General features: G+C 46.3%; 21 protein-coding genes. 1 reads left to right on the top strand and 20 read right to left on the bottom strand.

Annotation, left to right across the window (positions count from 1 at the left end; all coding sequences use genetic code 11):
- Positions 1-144: 144 nt before the first annotated feature.
- The 12 genes from trxB to ACDZ28_RS08870 all read right to left on the bottom strand — a co-directional run bounded on the left by trxB (position 145) and on the right by ACDZ28_RS08870 (position 12,672).
- Positions 145-1,098 (bottom strand): thioredoxin-disulfide reductase, encoded by a 954-nt coding sequence (gene trxB, locus ACDZ28_RS08925; protein ID WP_341110012.1) that lies wholly within the window; start codon positions 1,096-1,098, stop codon positions 145-147.
- Between the two features lie 194 nt (positions 1,099-1,292).
- Complete coding sequence (locus ACDZ28_RS08920; RefSeq protein ID WP_375104458.1) at positions 1,293-3,032, bottom strand: tetratricopeptide repeat protein; 1,740 nt, start codon at positions 3,030-3,032, stop codon at positions 1,293-1,295.
- 233 nt (positions 3,033-3,265) lie between these two features.
- Positions 3,266-4,216 carry a ribose-phosphate pyrophosphokinase gene (locus ACDZ28_RS08915; protein WP_042123288.1) on the bottom strand — a complete coding sequence of 317 codons (951 nt, stop codon included), beginning with the start codon at positions 4,214-4,216 and terminating at the stop codon, positions 3,266-3,268.
- 23 nt (positions 4,217-4,239) lie between these two features.
- The gene (hisJ, locus tag ACDZ28_RS08910) at positions 4,240-5,067 is read right to left on the bottom strand and encodes a histidinol-phosphatase HisJ (protein ID WP_076116249.1); all 828 of its coding nucleotides are present in this window, start codon (positions 5,065-5,067) and stop codon (positions 4,240-4,242) included.
- A gap of 15 nt (positions 5,068-5,082) precedes the next feature.
- Positions 5,083-5,793, bottom strand: coding sequence for a bifunctional phosphoribosyl-AMP cyclohydrolase/phosphoribosyl-ATP diphosphatase HisIE (gene hisIE, locus ACDZ28_RS08905; protein WP_042123284.1), 711 nt, complete (start codon positions 5,791-5,793; stop codon positions 5,083-5,085).
- On the bottom strand, positions 5,790-6,548 hold the full coding sequence (gene hisF / locus ACDZ28_RS08900; RefSeq protein WP_042123282.1) for an imidazole glycerol phosphate synthase subunit HisF: 759 nt from the start codon (positions 6,546-6,548) through the stop codon (positions 5,790-5,792). Before hisF ends, hisIE begins: the two co-directional genes overlap by 4 nt.
- Positions 6,549-7,327: 779 nt before the next feature.
- Positions 7,328-8,065: a 1-(5-phosphoribosyl)-5-[(5-phosphoribosylamino)methylideneamino]imidazole-4-carboxamide isomerase gene (gene hisA, locus ACDZ28_RS08895; protein WP_339288765.1), complete on the bottom strand. Its 738-nt coding sequence runs from the start codon at positions 8,063-8,065 to the stop codon at positions 7,328-7,330.
- A gap of 117 nt (positions 8,066-8,182) precedes the next feature.
- Positions 8,183-8,800, bottom strand: coding sequence for an imidazole glycerol phosphate synthase subunit HisH (gene hisH, locus ACDZ28_RS08890; RefSeq protein WP_375104457.1), 618 nt, complete (start codon positions 8,798-8,800; stop codon positions 8,183-8,185).
- Position 8,801: 1 nt separating this feature from the next.
- Complete coding sequence (hisB, locus tag ACDZ28_RS08885; RefSeq protein WP_042123275.1) at positions 8,802-9,410, bottom strand: imidazoleglycerol-phosphate dehydratase HisB; 609 nt, start codon at positions 9,408-9,410, stop codon at positions 8,802-8,804.
- Positions 9,397-10,707: a histidinol dehydrogenase gene (hisD, locus tag ACDZ28_RS08880; RefSeq protein WP_042123273.1), complete on the bottom strand. Its 1,311-nt coding sequence runs from the start codon at positions 10,705-10,707 to the stop codon at positions 9,397-9,399. The genes hisB and hisD overlap by 14 nt, the downstream gene beginning before the upstream one ends.
- A gap of 39 nt (positions 10,708-10,746) precedes the next feature.
- Entirely contained in the window at positions 10,747-11,385 is a 639-nt protein-coding gene (gene hisG / locus ACDZ28_RS08875) for an ATP phosphoribosyltransferase (RefSeq protein WP_042123270.1), read from the bottom strand.
- A 69-nt stretch (positions 11,386-11,454) separates the two neighbouring features.
- A complete protein-coding gene (locus ACDZ28_RS08870; RefSeq protein ID WP_042131750.1) occupies positions 11,455-12,672 on the bottom strand; it encodes an ATP phosphoribosyltransferase regulatory subunit in 1,218 nt (405 codons plus the stop codon).
- 348 nt (positions 12,673-13,020) lie between these two features.
- Between ACDZ28_RS08870 and gntK the strand changes: the two genes are divergently transcribed.
- Positions 13,021-14,541, top strand: a complete 1,521-nt coding sequence (gene gntK / locus ACDZ28_RS08865; RefSeq protein ID WP_375105324.1) for a gluconokinase — start codon at positions 13,021-13,023, stop codon at positions 14,539-14,541.
- Positions 14,542-14,619: 78 nt separating this feature from the next.
- On the opposite strand, the gene ACDZ28_RS08860 is transcribed toward gntK, so the two are convergent.
- The 8 genes from ACDZ28_RS08860 to ACDZ28_RS08825 form a co-directional block, all read right to left on the bottom strand.
- Complete coding sequence (locus ACDZ28_RS08860; protein WP_375104456.1) at positions 14,620-15,774, bottom strand: acyltransferase; 1,155 nt, start codon at positions 15,772-15,774, stop codon at positions 14,620-14,622.
- A 43-nt stretch (positions 15,775-15,817) separates the two neighbouring features.
- Positions 15,818-17,014, bottom strand: coding sequence for an acyltransferase (locus ACDZ28_RS08855; RefSeq protein WP_042123266.1), 1,197 nt, complete (start codon positions 17,012-17,014; stop codon positions 15,818-15,820).
- Positions 17,015-17,306: 292 nt separating this feature from the next.
- Positions 17,307-17,816 carry an acyltransferase gene (locus ACDZ28_RS08850; protein ID WP_375104455.1) on the bottom strand — a complete coding sequence of 170 codons (510 nt, stop codon included), beginning with the start codon at positions 17,814-17,816 and terminating at the stop codon, positions 17,307-17,309.
- Positions 17,813-18,469 carry a pyrophosphatase PpaX gene (gene ppaX / locus ACDZ28_RS08845; RefSeq protein ID WP_076116241.1) on the bottom strand — a complete coding sequence of 219 codons (657 nt, stop codon included), beginning with the start codon at positions 18,467-18,469 and terminating at the stop codon, positions 17,813-17,815. Before ppaX ends, ACDZ28_RS08850 begins: the two co-directional genes overlap by 4 nt.
- Before the next feature lie 5 nt (positions 18,470-18,474).
- The gene (lgt, locus tag ACDZ28_RS08840) at positions 18,475-19,506 is read right to left on the bottom strand and encodes a prolipoprotein diacylglyceryl transferase (protein ID WP_339288751.1); all 1,032 of its coding nucleotides are present in this window, start codon (positions 19,504-19,506) and stop codon (positions 18,475-18,477) included.
- A 12-nt stretch (positions 19,507-19,518) separates the two neighbouring features.
- Positions 19,519-20,457 (bottom strand): HPr(Ser) kinase/phosphatase, encoded by a 939-nt coding sequence (gene hprK / locus ACDZ28_RS08835; RefSeq protein ID WP_042123257.1) that lies wholly within the window; start codon positions 20,455-20,457, stop codon positions 19,519-19,521.
- Positions 20,458-20,667: 210 nt separating this feature from the next.
- Positions 20,668-21,789, bottom strand: coding sequence for an ABC transporter ATP-binding protein (locus ACDZ28_RS08830; RefSeq protein WP_042123255.1), 1,122 nt, complete (start codon positions 21,787-21,789; stop codon positions 20,668-20,670).
- A gap of 114 nt (positions 21,790-21,903) precedes the next feature.
- Entirely contained in the window at positions 21,904-22,998 is a 1,095-nt protein-coding gene (locus ACDZ28_RS08825; RefSeq protein WP_375104454.1) for a PucR family transcriptional regulator, read from the bottom strand.
- Positions 22,999-23,123: the final 125 nt, after the last annotated feature.

Genomic DNA, 23,123 nt, shown 5'->3' with positions numbered 1-23,123 from the left:
TACAATCTTATTGTAAACCTATTTTAAGAATGCGCAAGTCCTTTTTGAAGGATATTGTTACAGTTATTTTAACCATCACAAAAAAGCAGGCGACCCTTTAAGATAAGGTCACCTGCTTGAAATCATTCCGATTAAACTTTGCTATTAACTACCCAGGTTTTCGCTCCAGTCATGCACCATTGTACCTTCAAGATATTTCTCAGCGTCCATTGCTGCCATACAGCCAGTGCCTGCTGCAGAAATCGCTTGGCGATAACGGGTATCCTGTACGTCACCACAAGCAAATACGCCTGGAATGTTCGTTTCAGTAGTACCTGGATTCACCACGATATAACCGTTAGTATCCGTGGTAATCTGACCACCCAAGAAACCCGTATTCGGCGTATGTCCAATCGCGACAAATACTCCGTCCGCTTCGATGAGTTCCTCAAGACCTGTCTCATTGTTCCGAACCTTTAGCCCTTTAACACCGGACTCATCCGTTGTAACCTCAAGCGGTGTGCGATTAAGCGCCCACGCAACCTTACTGTTGTCACGTGCGCGATCCTGCATAATCTTCGAAGCCCTAAGCTCATCACGACGATGAACCACGGTTACACTGGAAGCAAATCTTGTTAGGAAGCTGGCTTCCTCCATCGCGGAGTCTCCACCACCGATCACGATGATCTTCTTATTGCGGAAGAAGAAACCGTCACAAGTAGCACAAGTGCTGACCCCACGGCCTACATTCTCCTGCTCCCCTGGTATTCCTAAATATCTGGCAGAAGCACCGGTAGAGATAATCACCGACTCTGCCTCTAATACACCCAATCCATCTACTGTAACTTTAAATGGACGCTGTGAAAAATCCACGGAGTCCACCCAACCATTCTTGAATTCAGCACCAAAACGTTCAGCCTGCTTCCGCATGTTGTCCATTAAATCCGGGCCGAGAATCCCCTCTGGAAAACCTGGAAAGTTCTCCACTTCCGTTGTCGTTGTCAGTTGTCCACCAGGCTGCATACCTTCAATTACAAGTGGGTTAAGGTTGGCACGTGCCAAATAAATAGCAGCAGTAAGCCCGGCCGGGCCTGTTCCGATTACAATCGTTTTGTACATAACAGTGGCCTCCTCACAATAGGATTTATTTCAAGCCTAAACGCCTTCGGTGTACTTATAAGAACGATAAGCGTTTAAGTGAGAAATATAAGACATAAAGTAAAGGTGTAGAACTTGTACTTCCTTATATTTTGAAGAAAACGGGCCCTCATTAGAAAGAAGGCTCCGTCTCTACGAAATACTGCATTGATAATTTAGATATTCTCAGTAAATGGGGGAAGACTGTCGCTCACACTTCCCTGAAAACTGCATTCATCATCGATACGCCGGGCATAGCGACTGACCATCGATACAGAAACGTTGTAACGCTGAGCTACCTCACGGTAGGTGACTGGAAGGTTATGCATTTTTGCGATCAGATACTCTAAGGCCGCACACCAGCCTTCCGTTTGTCGGATAAAAGGAACATCCGGATATATGCTGCTCACGAATTGCTTCCAGAGTAATTCAGCATCCTTTTTCTGGACGGCATCGAATCTCCGGTCCATCATACTTACTGTCTGATCAATGACTTTTTGCCAATCTTCTCTCCATTCCGGCAATCCCTTCAGACGTGCAGTAGGCGTTTCTTTGGCTTCCTGAAGTACATTTTCCTCCGGAACACTACCAATCAGCCGTTGCAGACTGAGAAGTGCGGCTTCTTGAAGCTTTTCTTCCTGTAAAGGCTGTTGCTTCAAAAGTCCTTGCAGAATCTCGGACATTTCTTCATCTTCGATCCAGCGCAGAGCTTCCGTCACCTGAAGCTTCGTATTGGCATCGCCGTAGCGAAGCGCCCAGAAGAAAGAAGATCGAAGCAGTGGATTGTTCCGCACCTCTTCGGCAAAGCTGCCCTTATTGTCTTTCCACAGCTTCAGCTGCTCTTGAAAGGGGAGCTGATAGTTGTAGCTTATAGGAGAGAGCACTTTACCTTCTCCCTGCGCTTGCTGCAGCTGAGCCAGAAAAAACCTCGGCACAGCCGATTCCGGATCCAGCTTAGCAGCTTTTTGCCAGCAACGCTGAGCTTCTGTGTACAGACCACTATTGCTAGCTGCCGCTGCACAATAATGGTACAAGCTGGCGTCACCGCCGACTTCTTCATCCTTCAGCAGGCGTCGAAAATGACCGTAGGCGGTTCTATGCCGTCCCAGAATGCCCATAGTAGTGGCCATTTTGAACAAATGCTCCTGGTGAAAAGGAATAGTTGTCTCTAACAGACGTAACAATCCAGCTAGCTGCCCGCGGTCACCTTCATACTGCAGAAAGATCGCCAAGTTACAGAGTGCATGTAAATTCCCTGAGTCCTGTTCAAGCACCCGCATGATGCATTCTTTGGCTTTGGTGAAACGCCCCATATAGAAATACGCAAGGGCTAGGTTGTTATGCGCCGCCAAGAAGTCTGGCGTATTGCTCACAATCTCTTCAAGCAAAGTTACGGCTTGTGTAAACTTGCCTTCTTCCAACAGCGCTCGGGCCCGCTCATGCTCTATTACCCCTTCCCGGCTTCTAATCCGGATAAGCGGTGCAGGACGATCCAGCTCATATTGCAGAAGTTCCATCAATTCTTCTGATTCGGCCAGAAATTCACCGTTCACATCTTCTTCGAGATAAGTAACGAGTGAACGTTCGGCCTCCTCATAGCTTTCCATATTGGCGAAGTTGTTAGCCATATAGAAATAACATTCCGTCATTCCAGGATCAATATTCTCTAGGACATGGGTCAAAATGTCATTAGACGCCTCATAATTACCCATCTCTGATAATACGCCTGCTACGTTGCAATGATTTACCGGGTTCTCCGGTTCGTACTCTACAGCTTTGCGAAAATTCTTTAATGCCTTATCATATTGAAAGCGATCCAAGGACCGAACGGCTCTTTCAAAGAAAAAATTGGCATTCAGAGTGACAGGAATAACATTACCATTCTCCGCATCATACTCTGAAGTTCTCTCCATCATGGAAGCAAGGCACCCCCTTATAAGAAGCTTCCTTATACTAACGAAAAAATAGGAGAACGGCGCCCAATAGGGTATACCGGAGCTCCAAACTTAATCGCTATTCCGTTCCCTTTATGGGTGCGGCTATCTTCACACAGTATACCACATGTGACCGTGAGATTCTCAAGTTGAGAAAGACTCTACCACTCCATTAACAGCAACTTTCTCAAGTAAAAAATAAAAAAGACGGGGAATTAAATTCCCGCGTCTCTGAAAAGCTTGTCGATCGAACCGCCCTCAAGAATAATGCGTGTTGCTTGCGCAAGCATCGGTGCAACCGATAAGACCGTAAACCGACTTGAATGATCATCTGGCAGCGCGATAGAATCGGTAATGACCACTTCCTGAACAGAGGGATGGTCAAGCCGCTGCAACGCAGGTCCTGAGAACAATCCATGCGTCGCACAGACGATACTGTCCTTCGCACCTCTCTCTTTCAAACCCTCTACGACATTCACAATAGTAGTTCCTGTATCAATCAGGTCTTCGATAATGATCGGTGTACGTCCCTCGACATCGCCAATGACATGAGTGATTACCGATTCATTATGGGCAGGACGCTTCTTAATCATAATGGCAAAAGGGGAATCCAGCTTATTCGCCAGCTTCTCAGCCATAGATGCACGTCCGGCATCCGGGGAGACAATGACCAGATCAGACATAGCCTTGGCTTTCAAATGACTGCTGATCAAATCAAGTGCAGTCAGATGATCGACCGGAATGTTGAAAAAGCCTTGAATTGCCGCTGCATGCAAATCGATAGTGATCACACGGGTTGCGCCTGCAGTCGTAAGTACATCTGCTACCATCTTAGCCGAGATCGGTTCACGAGGTGCAGACTTACGTTCCTGCCGAGCGTATCCATAATACGGTACAATAATGTTAACTGTACGCGCCGATGCCCGTTTGGCGGCATCTATCATCACGAGCAGTTCCACGAACATCTCATTAATGGGATGGGATAGGGATTGCACCAAAAATACGTCGCAGTTCCGGATGCTCTCTTCGTAATGCACGTAAATCTCGCCGCTCATGAAACGGGTCAGCTTAATCTGCCCCAATTCAACACCAAGTCGCTCTGCAATATCTGCCGCCAGCTTTGGATTCGACGAACCGGAAAAAATACGTAATTGTTGATGATGCATAATACCCTCCTGCGGATTATAAATTATAGTTTGAACGGAACAGCGGTACGGCGGCGTCCCTCAAATACAGCCAGTTCACGGAAACCTGTGTGCCACAGCATGCTGCGTGCCTCTTGCAAGCCGTCACCAAGCTTGGCAGGGTCATGTGCATCCGAGCCGAGCGTAAGCGGTATACCGAGCTTAAAAGCCTCCTGTAGCAGGTGTTCCGCCGGGAACATCTCAGCACATGGTTTGGAAAGTCCTGAAGCATTCAGCTCCATGGCGATGCCGCTATCCGCTATAACCTTTAAGGTATCCAGCTCCAGCGCTTTCACCTCTGCTTTTCCTTCTGGTGTCTGTGGACCATAACCGAACCGTTTAATAACATCCATATGTCCTATAATATCATATAATCCTGATAACGCCGACTTCTTTACAGCATCATAATAAAGACGATATACCTCTAGTTCATCCTTGCCTTCCCAGCCATGAACCTGTCGATGGTCTGTGATATCCCATTCCCCAAGAAAATGCACGGAACCTATCAGATAATCCCATGGGTAAGGAGATAAAATCTCACGAATTTGATCTTCGTATCCTTCAATATAATCCGCTTCCAGCCCCACCCGCAGATCTATGACTCCTCGGTAGCGTTCCTTCAGCGTCAGGCATTCCTCCACATAACGAGGCAGTTCGGCCATTGGCATAGCCATTTCAGGGTAATAGCTAGCGGGATCGACATGGATGAGCGGCAAGTGGTCCGACAACCCTAACTGCTGCAGTCCAAGCGCTATCCCACGCTGCACATATTCCTCAAGCTTGCCCACGGCATGACCGCAGCGCTCATGATGCGTGTGGTAATCGATATGCATCCGTCAGTTCCCTCCCTAGTACTGGTCCCGGCGTGGGCGCTCGTGGCGGGTACTCAGTTCTTCCATGATCTCATCCAGCGGAAGCTTGCGCTCCTGCAGCAGTACTAGTAAGTGGTAGATCAGATCACTAACCTCAAGACGCAGCTCGGCGTTATCTTTATTTTTGGCGGCAATAATGGTCTCGGAGGCTTCCTCGCCTACCTTTTTGAGGATCTTATCCACGCCTTTATCAAACAAATAAGTGGTATACGCACCTTCCGGACGCTCTACTTCCCGCTCAGCAATCACGCGCTCCAGCTCACCAAGAACAGCAAAACGCTCGCCATCCGTATTACCAGGAGACGATTTTTGAGCTTCCTTGGTTTGGTTATTCAAAGGAATCTCACGGAAAAAACACGACGTAGCTCCAGTATGGCAAGCCGGTCCTTCAGGGACAACCTTCACGAGCAAGGTATCGCTATCACAATCATAGGATATGGATGTGATCGCTTGTGTGTTGCCTGAGGTTCCACCTTTGTGCCAAAGCTCACTGCGTGAGCGGCTCCAGAACCATGTCTGACCACTTTCCAGCGAGAGCTGTAATGATTCCGAATTCATATAAGCAACCATCAAAACTTCTAGTGTGTTAGCATCCTGCACAACGGTAGGCACCAACCCTGCTTCATTCCAACGAATGCCAGCCAGCGCTTCTTTTTGGCTGGATGTATTCTTTTCTGTTTCGCTCATCGGATCTCTACCCCTTTTTGCTTCAAGTCTGCCTTTAAGTCATTAATAGCAATCTCTTTATAGTGAAAAATGGTCGCCGCCAGTCCCGCATCGGCTTTCCCTTCCGTAAATACATCGTAAAAATGCTCCTTCTTCCCAGCGCCGCCGGAAGCAATCACAGGAATACTGAGCAAGTCGCTTACAGCTGAGGTCAGCTTCAAATCGAAGCCATCTTTTGTACCATCTGCATCCATACTAGTGAGTAGAATCTCACCTGCACCCAGCTTCTCAGCTTCCTTGGCCCAGGTCAAAGCACGGATACCAGTGGGCTTGCGACCACCATGCGTGTACACTTCCCATTCACCAAAGGCCTCGTTATATTTAGCATCTATTGCTACCACAATACATTGAGAGCCAAAACGACGTGCACCTTCTAGAATTAACTGTGGATTAGTAATTGCTGCCGTATTAATACCGATTTTGTCTGCACCTGCACGAAGGATCCGCTTCATATCATCAGGTGTAGAGATCCCTCCACCCACTGTGAAAGGAATGGCGATTTCACCTGCGGTCTGCCGCACTACTTCAATCATAGTCGCCCGACCTTCTACAGAAGCAGAAATGTCGAGAAACACCAGTTCATCCGCGCCTTCACGGTCATACAGCGCCGCCAATTCTACCGGATCTCCGGCATCACGCAAATTCACAAAGTTAACGCCTTTGACTACCCGTCCATCCTTAACGTCAAGACAGGGGATGATACGTTTTGCTAACATTAGATGTTCCTCCTTTCCATGTGTTTCCTAAATCATTTCGATCCACCTTAGCCAAGGGGGCACCAAAGTCTACGGCCCTCTGGACATCCGGATTGTTGGCATAAGCGAGACCAACTTCAATACTCACCCTATAATCACTATGTTTCCACGACTCTTGCTCCTAGCAGGTCGACGGACTCGCGACAATTGCAAGACCACAACCTTAGAGGCAGCCTGTGGGCTCGCGCTCATGAAATAATCGACTCATTTAGTTGCACAACGTGCAGTTATTTCATCGTCCGTACAGCAAACCAGGCGTTTAACTGCATTTCGTACAATTAAATCCGGGAATGAGCTTAGATATAAGCTCAACTCTCATTTATAGCTGCACGAAATACAATTAAATTAGCAAACACGCTCTTAACTGGAATAATAGTTGTATGAAGTACACTTATATCATCCATCTGAGGAGTACTGTCCCGTTCTACCAACTTAGTCACTCGGTAGCTGGTGACTATAAGCCTAGTTCAACGTTCTATTGCATTCTGTACAATAGAATCGACCTCAAACAATCTAATTGTGCCGTCTGTTGCATTTCGTGCAATAGATTCCCGAGAAATCCACAAAAATAAGAGCTTTGAACTGTTTGGATTGTACAAAGTGCAGTCAGATAAGCTTTCAGCTTCTTTAAGCAGCTTTCTATTGCACAAAATGCAACCAGCACCCCTAAATGAGACTTTTCACAGAGTAAGAACGGAGTTAATTAGTCAGGTTCGTCATCTAACGTCACACATCCAGTACTACTTCTGCCCGAGCGCCTGCAAAGCTTTGGAAAGATCGATATTGCCCGTGTACAACGCCTTGCCAACTATAGCTCCACCCACACCGCTACCGCTATGCACGTTTAGACGTAACAGATCATCAAGACTGGTGACTCCGCCGGAAGCGATCACCGTTTTACCGCTGACCTTCGCCATGGACACAATGCCCTCCACGTTCGGACCCTGCATCATCCCATCGCGGGAGATATCGGTGTAAATGAACGTTTCCGCTCCTTTTGCAGCCAGTTCCTTAGCAAGATCCTCGGCCCGTACTTCAGAGGTGTTCAACCAGCCGTGTGTCGCAACAAACCCGTTGCGCGCATCAATGCCGATAGCTACTTTATCACCGTATTTGGCCAATACCGCTTCGGTAAAAGCATGGTCATTAATTGCAGCAGTGCCGATAATAACGCGGCTAACGCCAAGTCCGAGCAATTTTTCCACGTCCGCAAGATTACGAAGGCCACCGCCCACTTGAACAGGCACATTAGCATTAGCAGCAATAGCGCCGATAATCGCATCATTCACAGGATGACCTGCTTTCGCACCGTCCAAGTCCACCAAATGAATGAACTTTCCGCCTTGCTCTTCCCATGATTTTGCCACCTCCAGTGGACTATCATTGTATATCGTTTCCTGACTGTAATCCCCTTGTTGCAGCCTGACACATTTTCCATCCCGGATATCAATCGCCGGATATACAATAAAAGAAGACATTTAGCGCTCCCCACTTTCGTTACATTATATTTATAGCGCAGCTTACGCCCGCTCTCCCTTAAGCTTCAAGTATAAACGCCTTCGCCGTCCTAATAAGGATAAAGTGTATTGTGAAACTTATACTTTCTTATATTTCAAAAAATTACCCAGCAGCTTGATGCCCAGCTCCCCGCTTTTCTCCGGATGGAACTGCATGCCGAACACATTATCTTGCCCCACTATAGCTGTGACTGGGTAACCATAATCGGTGACAGCCAGCAAATCGCTCTCTTTCGCTACAATCGCGTGATAAGAGTGAACGAAATACACATGCCCCTCATCAAGACCATCAAACAACTGGCTTTGAGGTTGTGTAAAACTCAGCTTGTTCCATCCCATATGCGGTACTTTATAGCCATCTCTAGGAGCGAACCTCACCACCGAACCTGAGAGAATATCAAGTCCCTCATGGCTGCCATGCTCTTCACCGCTGCTAAATAGCAGCTGCATGCCAAGACAAATGCCAAGCAGCGGCTGGGTTCCGGCTGCTACCTGTTTGACCACTAGATCCAAACCGCTTTCCCGCAGCTGCTCCATCGCATCGCCAAATGCACCGACACCTGGCAGAATGACACTATCAGCAGCGAGAATTTGCTCGGCATCCCCTGTCACAACACACCCATAACCGAGACGTTCTACCGCCTTGCTCACACTGTGCAGGTTGCCCATGCCATAATCGACGATTGCAACAGTCATGCTACAGCACTCCCTTCGTAGAAGGCACACCCTTCACACGCGGGTCAATCAGTGTCGCTTCATCGAGCGCACGTCCGAGAGCCTTGAATACAGCCTCAATCATGTGATGTGTGTTAGAACCGTAGTGTACGATCACATGCAGCGTAATCCGAGCTTCCAGTGCGAACTTCCATAAGAACTCCTGAACAAGCTCCGTCGAAAAGCTGCCCACCTGCTGTGAAGGATACGTTGCGCGATATTCAAAGTGCGGCCGATTGCTAATATCGATTACAACCTGTGCCAACGCCTCATCCATCGGTACAAAAACACTCGCATAACGTTTGATTCCTTTTTTATCACCTAGTGCTTCGTACAATGCTTGACCTAGGCAGATCCCAATGTCTTCAACCGTGTGGTGATCATCAATTTCGATATCTCCACGGGCCTGTACAGATAGATCAAACTGACCGTGCTTCGTAAACAAATCCAGCATATGATTCAAAAAAGGAACATCCGTCTCCAGCTCGGAAACTCCACTTCCATCTACGTTAAGAGACAGCTTGATATCCGTCTCGTTTGTTTTACGGCTTAGCCCCGACTGGCGCAAGGCCTGTTCATTATTGTTCTCCATATCCGTCTCCACCTTTTCCTTCATTCTCTAATCGAATCTCAATAGCTCGTGCGTGACCTTCTAAGCCTTCGCGACGTGCCAGCTCTATAATGGTCTTCCCATCTCGAAGGAGGGCTTCCTTACTGTAATAGATCAGACTTGATTTCTTTATAAAATCATCCACGTCCACTGGTGACGAGAACCGTGCTGTACCATTGGTCGGAATAATATGATTTGGTCCGGCAAAATAATCGCCCACGGGCTCGGAGCTATATGCTCCCAAGAAGATCGCTCCAGCATTCTCGATGCTGCCCACAAGACCCATCGGATCCTCGACAACAATCTCTAGATGCTCTGGCGCCAAACGATTCACTACGGAGATTCCCTCCTCCATAGATTCCACAACAATGATCGCGCCGTAGTTCTCTACTGATGAACGGGCGATCGCCTGACGGGGCAGCTCCTGTAGCTGACGCTCCACTTCGGCTGCCACACTATCCGCCAAGCTCTGCGATGGCGTAACCAGAATCGCTGAGGCCATCTCGTCATGCTCGGCCTGCGAGAGCAGATCCGCTGCGACATAGGCCGGCTCAGCGGTCTCATCTGCGAGCACGACAATCTCGCTTGGTCCCGCGATACTGTCGATGTCCACGGCGCCATATACCTCGCGTTTCGCCAGCGCAACGTATATATTGCCGGGTCCACATATCTTATCTACCGGTGCTATGCTCTCCGTCCCAAAAGCCAAAGCAGCTACCGCCTGCGCTCCGCCCACACGGTAGATTTCATTCACACCTGCTTCTGCGGCAGCGACCAGGATGTAAGGATCAATTCCTTCTTTGCCGCCGGTGGATGGCGGGGTTACCATAACGATCTCCGGCACGCCCGCGATCTGCGCAGGGATCACGTTCATCAGCACCGAGGAAGGATAAGCTGCCTTGCCGCCAGGAACATATACCCCTACCCGCTTCAGCGGACGAATAATCTGCCCCAGAATCGTACCATCAGGCTGCAAGTCCATCCACGAATTCCGTTTCTGTCTAGCATGAAAAGCCCGGATATTTGCTGCGGCCGCTTGAATAGCGGATACGAAAGATTCTTCTACTCGACCATATGCCGCCTGAAGCTCTTCCGGGGTTACCCGTAGCTGATTAGGCGTAAGCGCAACACCGTCAAATTGCTCCGTGTAGCGAAGAAGCGCCGTGTCTCCTTCTTTTTTAATAGCGGCCACAATTTCCTTTACCGCCTTATTTTGCTCCGGTGTTCCATACTCTACTTCTCGCTCTAGCTTAAAATCCTTGCTCGATACAACCTTCATCGCTGGTTCCTCCCTTTACCCCTTAACGTCTCTTGCCACCTACCGCAAATTAGGTTCCCCTATAACCGCCTGCAGTCGATCACACAGCTGCTGTATCTCTTCATTTTTCATCCGATAGCTCACACGATTCGCCACAAGGCGGCTCGTAATTTCGAATATGCTCTTCATTTCAATTAACCCATTATCCCGCAGCGTTTGCCCGGTTTCTACCATATCCACGATACGATCAGCGAGACCAATCAGCGGCGCAAGCTCAATTGAACCATTTAGTTTCACAACCTCGACCTGTTGTCCCTGTTCCCGGAAATACTTTGATGCTACATTCGGATATTTCGTCGCCACACGCTGCTGAATTCCCGGCTGCCAGTTCGGCAATCCAATGATCGACATCCGGCATCGAGCAATGCCAAGATCAAGCAGCTCATATACATCACGATCTTCCTCCAGCAATACGTCCTTGCCCACGATTCCAATATCCGCCACACCATATTCTACATATGTAGGTACATCTACTGGTTTCGCTAATATAAACTCCATCCCTGCCTCAGGCAGTGGAATAACAAGCTTGCGGGATGCCTCACCATCTGGTGGAATCGGGAGACCTGCCTGGCGGAACAGCTCAGCAGCCTTTTCATAAATCCGACCTTTGGGCATAGCGACCTTCAAAATCTGTGCCATCGTTAAGTTGCCTCCTTTTCCATCTCCATGCAAAATTTATCTTAATCGCTCATTCTTACTAGCGATATCTCAGCCATGCTCACTTATAAAAGACACAAAGGTATAAATTTCTCCGTACCGCACACCCTCTGCTTCGACTGTGTCCGTATCCAAACGCTTCACCGTTTCAAGCTCTTCTGGTCCTGCTGCCAATCTAGTCACTACTGCGTGACCTTCCGACCGCAAGCGTGTTGCCTCTTCCAGACCTTCTTTTCTGCGAGTAGCATCATATTGGATTAAGATGGGTAGCTCTTCCTCTTCGTTTGAGCCGGTCACACCATCGAGAATTCGATTTGTTTTTAAAGAAAACCCTGTGGATGGGATCGGACGGCCAAACTGCTGCAGCAGATTGTCATATCTACCTCCACTGCATACCGGAAATCCTAATTCTGCTGCATACCCTTCAAATGTCATACCTGTATAATAGGAAAAGTCCCCGATCATCGTCAGATCAATCAGTACATGCTGTGATACCCCGTAAGAGACTAGTACCTCCCATACCTTACACAAATGGTCTATCGAATGACGGGCAAGCGGATGACTGCTAAGCTCTAGTGCCTGTCCACAGATCTCCTTACCCCCACGTAAACGCAGCAATCCATCCAGTTCATTCTTCTGAGCTTCCGTCAGATCCAGTCTCCGTAAGGTCTCACGGAAAGAGACATAGTCACGGCCCAGCAAATGACTCTTCAGCTCCTCTTGAACCTCCGGTAATTCTGGAAGTGCCTCTTGAAATAAACCATTCAGAAAACCGACATGCCCCATAGCGATTTTAAAAGACTTCACACCCGCAGCCTGCAACGATGAAATCGCGAGCGCTACTACTTCAGCATCAGCCTCAGGTGAGTCATCACCTACCAGCTCGACCCCTGTCTGGAAGAACTCCGCTTCCCGCCCTGCTTCTTCCTCTATGGCACGGAAGACATTAGCGTGATAGGATAACCGCAATGGTAATGGCTCATCCTTCAATAAAGATGCAACAACACGGGCAACTGGAGCAGTCATTTCAGAACGAAGCACTAGCGCCTGACCACGATTGTTGAGCAATTTATAAAGCTTTTGGTCGGACGTTGAGCTAGCCACGCCAACCGTATCGTAATATTCTAGCGTCGGAGTCATCATTTGCTGATAACCCCAGCGACTCATACAATGCAGGACATCATTCTCAATTTTGCGTAATTTTGTTACGGCCCGGGGCAGATAGTCCCGAACGCCAGACGGCTTCTCAAATCCCTTTGGTTTGGACATCTTCATTGTTCACCTCGTCAGTTATCATTAGATACTGTTTATTTTTACTTTACTATGGTAAAGTGGTAGCAAATTAAAGTATTTTCAATATCGTATCATGTTCACTGCTTTTTCGTCAATCAAACGAGGTAAAGCCTATAACTTCATTTCAAATGCTTGTATGCTTAAGCTTGTCTAAATTAAACACTTATGTACTTCGAACCAAAACTTGGGAATCCCTTTATTTTGCCTCCACGTTTATCCAATACTATAATGAGCTAATATGATTGTACTTCATAATTCTGTAATTTGTGTTCTAAAAATCTACCCACAACTAGAAAGAAGGGCTAATGCGTGACTAAATCCTATATGATTGGCGTTGATATCGGAACTACGAGTACCAAGGCAGTTCTCTTCGAGGAAAAAGGAGCCATAGTTGCACAAGCTAATGTAGGATATCCTTTACATCAGCCCTTACCCTCAATAGCGGAGCAAGACCCAGAGCAAATCCTGAATGCAGTTTTCCATACTATCTCTGCTGTTATGCGGCAAAGCGGTGTCTCTGCGGATGCAATCCTATTCGTCTCCTTCAGCTCAGCCATGCACAGTGTCATTGCAGTTGATAAACTGGGTAAAGCCCTAACTGCCTGCATCACATGGGCCGATAATCGCAGCGCCGGATGCGCACTTCGTTTAAAGGAGGAGCTAAACGGCCATGAATTGTATCTGCGTACAGGAACACCTATACACCCCATGTCTCCGATCACCAAGCTAATGTGGCTTCGCGAAGAGCAGCCTGACGTATTCCACCAAACCTATAAATTTATTTCCATAAAAGAATACATATTCGCAAGACTGTTTGGCGAATACATCATTGATCATTCCATTGCCTCTTGCACAGGCATGCTCAATCTGGAGAATCTAGAATGGGATAAAGAAGCTTTAGAGATTGCCCATATCACAGCGGATCAGCTCTCGCGGCTTGTTCCCACCACGCAGATTATGCATGGACTGCTTCCCGGTCTGGCAGAGCAGCTTTTACTGCTCCCTACAACCCCATTTGTTGTTGGAGCCAGTGACGGCGTCTTATCCAACCTCGGCGTAGGTGCCATTGAACCAGGTGTAGTGGCCGCTACGATTGGAACCAGCGGAGCAATACGTACCGTAGTGGATCACCCGCTCACCGATCCCAAAGGACGGACCTTCTGTTATAATCTTACTCCAAATCATTGGGTGGTCGGAGGACCGGTTAATAATGGCGGTATGCTGTTCCGTTGGGTACGGGATGAGTTCGCCGCCTCCGAAGTCGAAACCGCCAAACGTCTTGGCATTGACCCTTATGAGGTGCTGACCCGCATCGCGGAACAGGTTCCACCAGGCAGCGGTGGGCTTCTGTTCCATCCCTACTTAACTGGTGAACGGGCACCACTGTGGAATCCGGATGCCCGCGGCTCCTTCTTTGGCCTATCTATGAATCACCATAAAGAACATATGATTCGGTCAGTACTTGAGGGCGTAATCTTCAATATGTATATGGTGCTTCTTGCTATGGAAGAGCAAATCGGACGCCCAAGCAGAATCCTAGCCACAGGCGGCTTCGCCCGCTCCTCGGTGTGGCGGCAGATGATGGCTGATATCTTTGATCAGGAGGTTGTCATTCCGGAGAGTATCGAGAGCTCCTGCCTCGGGGCGGTTGTACTTGGCCTTTATGCAACAGGTCGAGTCGATTCTTTTGATGTGGTGTTTGACATGATCGGTTCAACCTATAAGCATGATCCAATAGATGAACATACCAAAATATACAAACAGCTGCTACCGATTTATATTTCTGTTTACCGTAGTCTTGAAAGCCAGTATCAAGCCATTGCAGAATTTCAGCGGCAAATATAATAAATTAAAAAGCGCCGGTCAATCCACCCAATGGTGGAATACCGACGCTTTCTTTATTACCATTAATGCATAACTTAGTTACGCACCTTTGGAATTCGTTTTCGCTTTTTGTGGACCCGATCCGAAAATGATCCAAGCTGATTTAAGATATCGGAAGGCTACAGCCACTACCAGCCATGAACCTAACAATGCAAAGAGCCAACCCCCAGCAATTGCTGCGGTATAGGCAAGAGAACCCCCGTGAAACGGTATTTTTCTATAGAAAAATAGCAGTAAAGGGTGAAGCAGATAGATTCCGAAAGAGCAGGCTCCGGCAGATAACAACAATCTTGTAAGCAAGCTTCGGCCCGCTCCGTACAGTAAGAAGGATACTTGCAGCAGCACCAAGCAAGAGAGCAGCGCATGGAGGTTAGAGAATCCCTCATACCATAAACTATTAATGACTGTTTTCTTCGTATAGTTGTTAAACCATAGCTCAACATGAACAACCCCTGCTACGATCCATAACAACCACAATGTAATCCATACCGGACCTTTACCAGTGCGCCAGCCTTCACGTGAAGGCACCAGCCATTTTTTCAGAGAAGAATAATATACTGCAATCCCAGCACCCAGCAAGAAATACGAGAAATAAGTGATTGCCAGACTGCCTTTGGACAACTGCCAATACCCGTTATTAGTCATGTATTTATTCAGTAGTACGAAACCCCATTGTAGAATTAATCCGATTAGCGGCGCCCAAGCCGCCAGACGGCGAACCTTTTGCAGACACCACAGAATAAGCGGAAATAATACGTAGAACTGAATAATGATAATAATGTAATACAAATGCGTATATGCCGTTCCTGTCCATAAATACTTCCAAAGCTTAGAAGTCATCTCCCCTGGAGGTAAGCTCCATGTATGACCGGCCGTCATTTTTAAAGCGAAATATAGCAGCGAGAATAGCACATAGGGCACAATAATATAAAGCAGCCTTCTACTGTAGAACTTCCCCAGCGTCTTTCCGCCCAGTGGACGATCAATATAGTTATAGAACAGCACGAACCCACTTAAAAATATGAATGAAGGTACGGCGAACTGGCTGAATTTATTAATAAATAAGAACGGATGAAACATGTTTGTACCTAATGTCTCCGCCAACGTTCGCGAAGTCGCATGAATAGCTAGCACTGCAAAAATAGCAATCGCGCGGAAAATATCCAGCTGCGGAATTCTTTCTTTTTGTTTCATGATCTTTCCTCCTGTTAAGCTCCGCATCCAAATGATGCCTTAATCAAGTATTAACCTTCCTCATCTCATCAGAGGCATGTCCTGACTTTACCTTGGAACTAGACTCTAAAGACCGAGGAACACTCCCTAAGAAGATCCATAACTTAGGAATTCGGCGAAAAGCAAACTGCACCATGAACCAGCTTCCTCCCAGCGCAAACGCAAGTCCTCCATAGATAAAGAAAACATAAGTTAGCGACTCTAGGGGAATATGATATCGGAACCTGCGATATATCGCCAGCAATAGCGGATGAATCAAATAAATTGCAAATGACAGCTCACCCAGACGAGTCAAAAAAGCGACCATCCTGCGTGGAGCCCTACGGTGGATCAAAAATGCAGCATACAGCAGCACCAACGCTGACAATATCGTATGGACATTCCATAACAGCTCGTACCACAGCGAATCCGTCCACACCCCAAAATGGCGGGCCACATACCATAGCTGCACATGGATAAAGGCTGCAATTAACCACAAGCTCACTAATAGGGCAGTCCATCCCTTTTGCTTAGCAGGCAGCTCTGTCCATGGCTTTATCAGCCATTGCTTCACCTTCTCAAAGTGAATGGCAATATAAGCACCCATCATATAATAAGCTAAATAGGAGATCGCCAAGCTCCCTTTTTCAACAATGTGCAGTTCGTACTTATTCCAGAAAATAAACCCCCACTGAAGAGCAAACCCGAGCGGAACCGCCCATCGTACTAAGAATCGGGAGCTCTGCAACAGCTTAAGCAGCACTGGAAAAAGCACATAAAACTGAATACTAATAAACACAAAATACAGATGAGCATAGGCTGAACCCGAGAATAACGCTCTAGAAAAGCTTAACAAGTTGTCTCCGAGGTTCTGCGTCAATCGTCCGTTCACATATAAGGTTAGTGCATAGTACCCTACAGAAGCTAGAAAATAGGGCAGTAAAATATACTTTAATCGACGACGATAGAAATTAATGATCAAGCTGCGTGTCACAGGACGACCATAATAATTATAAAACAATACGAAGCTGCTAAGGAAAATAAATGAAGGCGTGCCGAATTTAAAGAAAATGTTCATCCAGTTCAGCCAGTAATAATAAGGAGAATGCAGTGCCTGCTCTCCAGCAGCAAAAGATGAGGAATGCACATGCAATACACCTAATATAGCTAATGCTCTGAAAATATCCAGTTGGGGCAGTCTTTCCTGTCTCGCAGTGTTCATGTTCTATTCCTCTTCTCTACTATGATGGTTGTTCATAGAGACGCTAAGCGGAATGTTGAAACTGAAATATCAGGAAGCCTGCACCTGCTGATTTTACATTCTGATATTAGAAGCTGAATGCCTAGCGTGGGATTCGCCTTATCACTAACGATTATTATATCGAATGCATCTGTTTGAAAAACTTAAGAAGATCTTAAAGTTTCCTTAATAAGTTTCTCCAAGACGCAAGAAACCCTGCAGATCCTGCGCTAAAAAAACGCAATATGAAACTGCAGGGTTTACGAAGCATCTTTTACACTTGTTCCGAGGAATCTTCCGATGAAGATGGGCGCAGCTCTCGCAGCGGATTGCCTCCGACAAAAGAGCCGGCTGCCACATCCTTGTGTACTACTGATCCTGCGGCAATAACTGCCCAATCACCGATGGTCACACCGGGAAGAATCGTTGTATTCGCGCCGATCAATACATTTTCACCAATCACTACTTCGCCTAGCCGATATTCCTTGATTAGATACTCATGCGCCAGAATCGTCGTGTTATAACCGATAATAGAGTTCTCACCCACCGTTATTTTTTCCGGAAAAAACACATCCACCATCGCCATCAGACCGAAGGAGGTATGCTTCCCAACCTTCATACCGAGAATCCGACGATAGATCCAATTCTTTAACGGTAGAATTGGGCAATAACGTGCGATTTGAATAAAAATAAAGTTGCGGACACCCTTCCATGGGCTGACCGTACGGTAAATGTACCAAAGTGAGTTATGACCTTCTACAGGATATCGGGTTACGTTTCTCACGATTCACTCGTTCCTCGTTCCACAATTTCTATAATATCCTTCATGTTATGGATGATATAGTCGGGATCATACTTGCGGAGAGTCTCTTCGCCTTTTAATGACCACGATACGCCAGCCGCATATACACCAGCAGCTTTTGCTGACTGAATATCAACCGTACTGTCACCCACCATAAGCGTTTTACGAGGATCAACACCAAGGTTATTGACTGCTGTCAGAACAGGCTCTGGATGTGGCTTTGGTTCAGTAACATCGTTCACCGTCACAATCGTATCCATGTACTTTAGCAAATCAAACATCTCAAGCGATTTAATCGTTGTTGGACGAATTTTTGTGGTTACAATTCCCATTTTAATCCCACGACGTAAGAGCTCCTCCATCGTCTCATTCACCTGAGGAAAGGGACGTACTAACTCATCGTGATGTTCATAATTATAAGAACGGTAGGATCTTTCTAGCGCACCACTTACATCCTCAAGTCCAGAGAAGACTCTCATCTGTTGCTGAAGGGTCGTGCCCATATGCGGAATAATCTCTTCCCTGGTGAGTGGAGCCAGACCATTGTCCTTCAGCGCGTACATAAACGAACTAATAATTAGTTCATTCGTATCGACAATCGTTCCATCCAGATCAAAAAGAACGCATTCTATCATAAGCTTTACTGCTCCTTCTTATCTCCATCCGCAGGCTGTCCTTGTTCAGGTTGTGCCCCATGACGAGCTTTCTGCGGTGTATTTACTGCACTTTCTGGCACTACGGTATCTGCTTTGATCGGTTTAGTACATACGATAGGATCAGAATAATGTGCTTTAGGCTCTCCGGTGACCCTACGAATAATGATAAGCAGTATAGCTGCAACGATGATCAGTAGAGCAAGTAGCTGAGAAATACGGATATTTCCATAGCTTGGGTCCAAGTATCCTTGTTCAAAACCTAGCCATTCCATCGGTTTCCACAATCCGTTCATAAAGGATGCCAAGCCTGCACTTCCATTAAACGCCAAGCTGTCCGTACGTATGGCTTCTATGAAGAAACGACCGATGGAATACCATATAAAGTAAGACATGAAGATCTCACCGGCACGCACAAATTTTTGTCGACGGAGGACCATGAGAAGTGCGATGCCCAGTAAGCTCCAAAGAGATTCATATAGGAAGGTTGGATGATGAAAAGCATCCCCTATGTACATTTGGTTCACAATGAAGTCAGGTAAATGCAGTTTATCCCGTAAAAAAGACTCTTCAACCACGCTGCCGTATGCCTCTTGGTTGACAAAGTTCCCCCAGCGTCCAATCATTTGACCCGCAAGTAGTCCGGGTGCACATATGTCAACGATACGCCAGAAGGGGTAGCCTTTATAGCGGAAATATATAATTCCACAAATAATGGCTCCAATTAATGCACCGTAAATGGCAATGCCACCGTTCCAGATCTTAAAGACATCTATTAAATTATCCTTATAATCCTCCCATTTAAATGCTACAAAATAAATTCGTGCCCCGATAATGGCTGAGGGCACACCTAGCAGCAGCATATCCATAAAGAATTCTTGTGGGATACCAAACCGTTTGCCCTCGCGGATCGCAAGATATAACCCCGCGAGTGCACCGAAACCTAGTATTAATCCATACCAGTGTACTTGCAGTGATCCAATTGAGAAGACAATAGGATTTAGTGCTAATGGGAACATTCTCTCACACTCCTAATCGAGATCATCCATATCTTCAGATATGGTCGCAGTTAACTTATTCGTAAACTGCAGGGCTGCATTAAAGCCCATTTGTTTCAGGCGATAGTTCATCGCTGCAACCTCAATAATAACAGCAAGGTTACGTCCTGGGCGTACAGGAATCGTTACAAGTGGAACATCGGTGTCGATAATCCGTGTCGTTTCCTCGTCGAGTCCAAGCCGGTCATATTGCTTGTCTTGCTGCCAAGCTTCCAATCTAACAACAAGTGTAATCCGTTTATGATTACGAATGGCACCCGCACCAAAAAGTGTCATTACATTAATGATACCTACTCCACGGATCTCCAGTAAATGACGGATTAACTCAGGTGCTGTACCATGCAGCTGGTTATCTGAAGTCTGACGGATTTCTACGGCATCATCAGCAATCAAGCGATGTCCGCGTTTTACAAGTTCAAGTGCTGTTTCACTTTTACCAATCCCACTACTACCCGTGATTAGCATACCTACACCATATACATCACAAAGTACGCCATGGATCGTTGCTGTAGGGGCTAATTTTCCCTCTAAGAAGCTCGTCAATCGGCTGGAGAAAATAGTCGTAGCCATGGAGCTCCGAAGCACAGGAAGGGCCTTTTCATTACTTATGTCAATTAACTCCTGAGGCACATCCAAACCACGTGTAATTACAATACAAGGTGTGTTGTCATTACAAATTCCACGAAGTCGACTTTTCCGCTCAGCTTCAGGCAGCATGGAGAAAAAAGCGAGTTCTGTTTTGCCTAGCAATTGAACACGTTCTTCTGGATAATATTCAAAATAACCAGCAATCTCTAGTCCAGGGCGATTCAGGTCATCGACCGTAATGGGTCTCTTTAGACCTTCCTGGCCGGAAATAACCTCTAATTGAAAATGCTGTACCAATTCAGATACTTTTACTTTCTTAGCCATGTAAGTTCGTCCTTTCGTCACCTGCGGTATTTGTCCGCTTACTGCGTCCGGTTGGCAGCGATCTCATTACATTCCGGAGGTAATTCTCCTGCTATCTTAATTGATAACGCCTATGAATGCAATCTTAGCGCCTAACCAAATAGGGTCCATCTAAACAATAAAGCCACCCTTTCGGGTGGCTTTATCAAGAGAGAAAAGATCTTTACAATCTTATCCCAACAAAATGTTAGCTTCGGATTCTTTATCAAAGAAGTGAATTTTGTTCATGTCGATAGCCAATTTTGGCTTGCTGCCTTCGCGAGTAGTGGAACGTCCATCTACACGAGCGATTACAGTAGATTTACCAAGGCCGCTCAAGTAAAGGAGCATTTCATGACCAAGGTTTTCAGTAACATCAACCAATGAAGTAAAGATTGTGTTCGGGGAAGCTTCCAAGAATACTGGCTCTTCATGGATATCTTCTGGACGAACGCCCATGATTACTTCTTTACCGATGTAACCTTTGTTGCGGATGATTTGTGCTTTTCCGCCTGGTACTTCAACATCAAGGTTCTCAGCACGGAAACGGATAGAACCGCTTACTTCAGACAAAGTACCATTGATAAAGTTCATTGTAGGGGATCCGATAAATCCAGCTACGAACAAGTTTGTAGGTTCATTGTACAACTCTTCAGGGGAAGCTGCTTGTTGAATGATACCATCATACATAACTACGATGCGATCACCCATTGTCATAGCTTCTGTTTGGTCATGCGTTACGTAGATACAAGTGGTTTCAAGGCGTTTAACCAGTTTAGTGATTTCAGCACGCATTTGACCACGAAGTTTAGCATCCAAGTTGGAAAGAGGCTCATCCATCAAGAAGACTTGTGGATCACGTACGATAGCGCGTCCCAAAGCGACACGTTGGCGTTGACCACCGGAAAGCGCTTTTGGTTTACGATCTAGCAAATGCTCGATATCGAGAATTTTAGCAGCTTCGCGAACTTTCTTGTCGATTTCATCCTTCTTCACTTTACGAAGTTTCAAACCGAAAGCCATGTTTTGGTATACGCTCATATGCGGATACAGGGCGTAGGATTGGAATACCATCGCGATATCGCGGTCTTTAGGTGCAACGTCGTTAACTACACGATCGCCAATGTACATTTTACCTTCAGAGATTTCTTCCAAACCAGCGATCATACGCAAAGTTGTGGATTTACCGCAACCGGAAGGTCCAACCAATACTAGAAATTCCTTATCTTTAATATCAAGATTGATATCGATTACTGTCGCTTTATCTGAACCCGGGTATTTTTTGAAAATATGCTCTAAACGTACGCCTGCCATTGTATTTCCCCCTCGAGTTAATTATTAATTAGTTAAAATAAAAATTCTGTTTCCTTGTACATTTATATTACCCCAGTCAGGACACGATGGCTATTTGTAAGGTTCACAAAAAACCTATTTCCTTTTCGTCACTTTATACAAAAGCATAGTAAGCTTCACAATAGCAGCGTCCCCAAAGCTTCTTACATCTGCCCCAGTCTCTTGTTTTATCTTATCCAGACGGTATAGCAGCGTATTACGATGGATATATAGCTTCTTGGCGGTTTCACTTACATTACAGTCCATCTCGAAGAAAGTCTCTAAGGTCAGCAGCATTTCTTTATCTGATAGTACAGAGGAATAATCACCAATTTGTCCAAGCAGCTGTTTACGGCGTACGTCAGGTATGCTGTTAACCAAACGTTCCAAATGCAGCTCCCAAGGTAAATGAATATACTTTCCTACTTGAAAAATACGCCCAAGTACAATCGTCTCCCTGAGCAAAGCCACAGATCCTGTTAATCCCTTAACAGGGACAATAGCCGGAGCCACCGCCAAATGGAATACACCTACCCATTCACTAGCTATCAGCTCATGTAAACCCATACTAGTCTGTGCTAGAAGATCATCTACACTCTCTTCTTCATCATCCTTATCATCCCCGCCCATAAGCAATTCTTTACGGGCTAAAATTAACCATTCCTTTTCTTGAAGAGGAATAAGCAGGATTTCGTTCTCAAAATAGCTGCGCAGCAATTTCATCAGTGAACGATAAGTTATCTGTGGGCTGTGTGCAATCTCACTACTAAGGAGGAATGGAATCATGTCACCGAACAGACGCCCCTTTAAGGTCATCTCATCCGGAATCTCAGTGTCATTCTTCTCTTGCTCTAGCTCTGTGTTTAACCAGGCGCCAAGCTGCCGCGCCTCCACTTCGCCTTCTTCTCTAAGCCCTGTAGCTTTAAGTGCAATAGCAAAATTCCGAACTGCATAATTGACCAATTGTACTTCCAGAGAGCTTAGTCCTTCCATTTCTACCCAAACAGCGGTTATACGTCCGTCACTCTCATACAAAGGTGCCCAGAGATGGCCCTCATGGATTACCAGCTGATCCTGCGCTTCTAATCCCATGCTAAAAAGAGAAGCTGAATGCTGCCTCCCTAACTGCTTGATTCCGGTTCTCTTTCCGGTGAGCTGCTCTAATTTTTTCCGCAATGTCTCACTATCCATAGTCACCATGCTCCACCACTTTTGCTCTTTTCGCCTATTTTAGCATATTCTCTTATATTATGTTAATCGCTACATTAGCGCGCTACTATAATACAACTTCAAAACACAAAAAAAGCCATCACCAT

The sequence above is a fragment of the Paenibacillus sp. RS8 genome (assembly GCF_041956825.1).
GTDB lineage: Bacteria > Bacillota > Bacilli > Paenibacillales > Paenibacillaceae > Paenibacillus_AQ.
The sequence above is the reverse complement of the archived record's forward strand: the minus strand, read 5'-3'. Positions and strand labels throughout refer to the sequence as shown.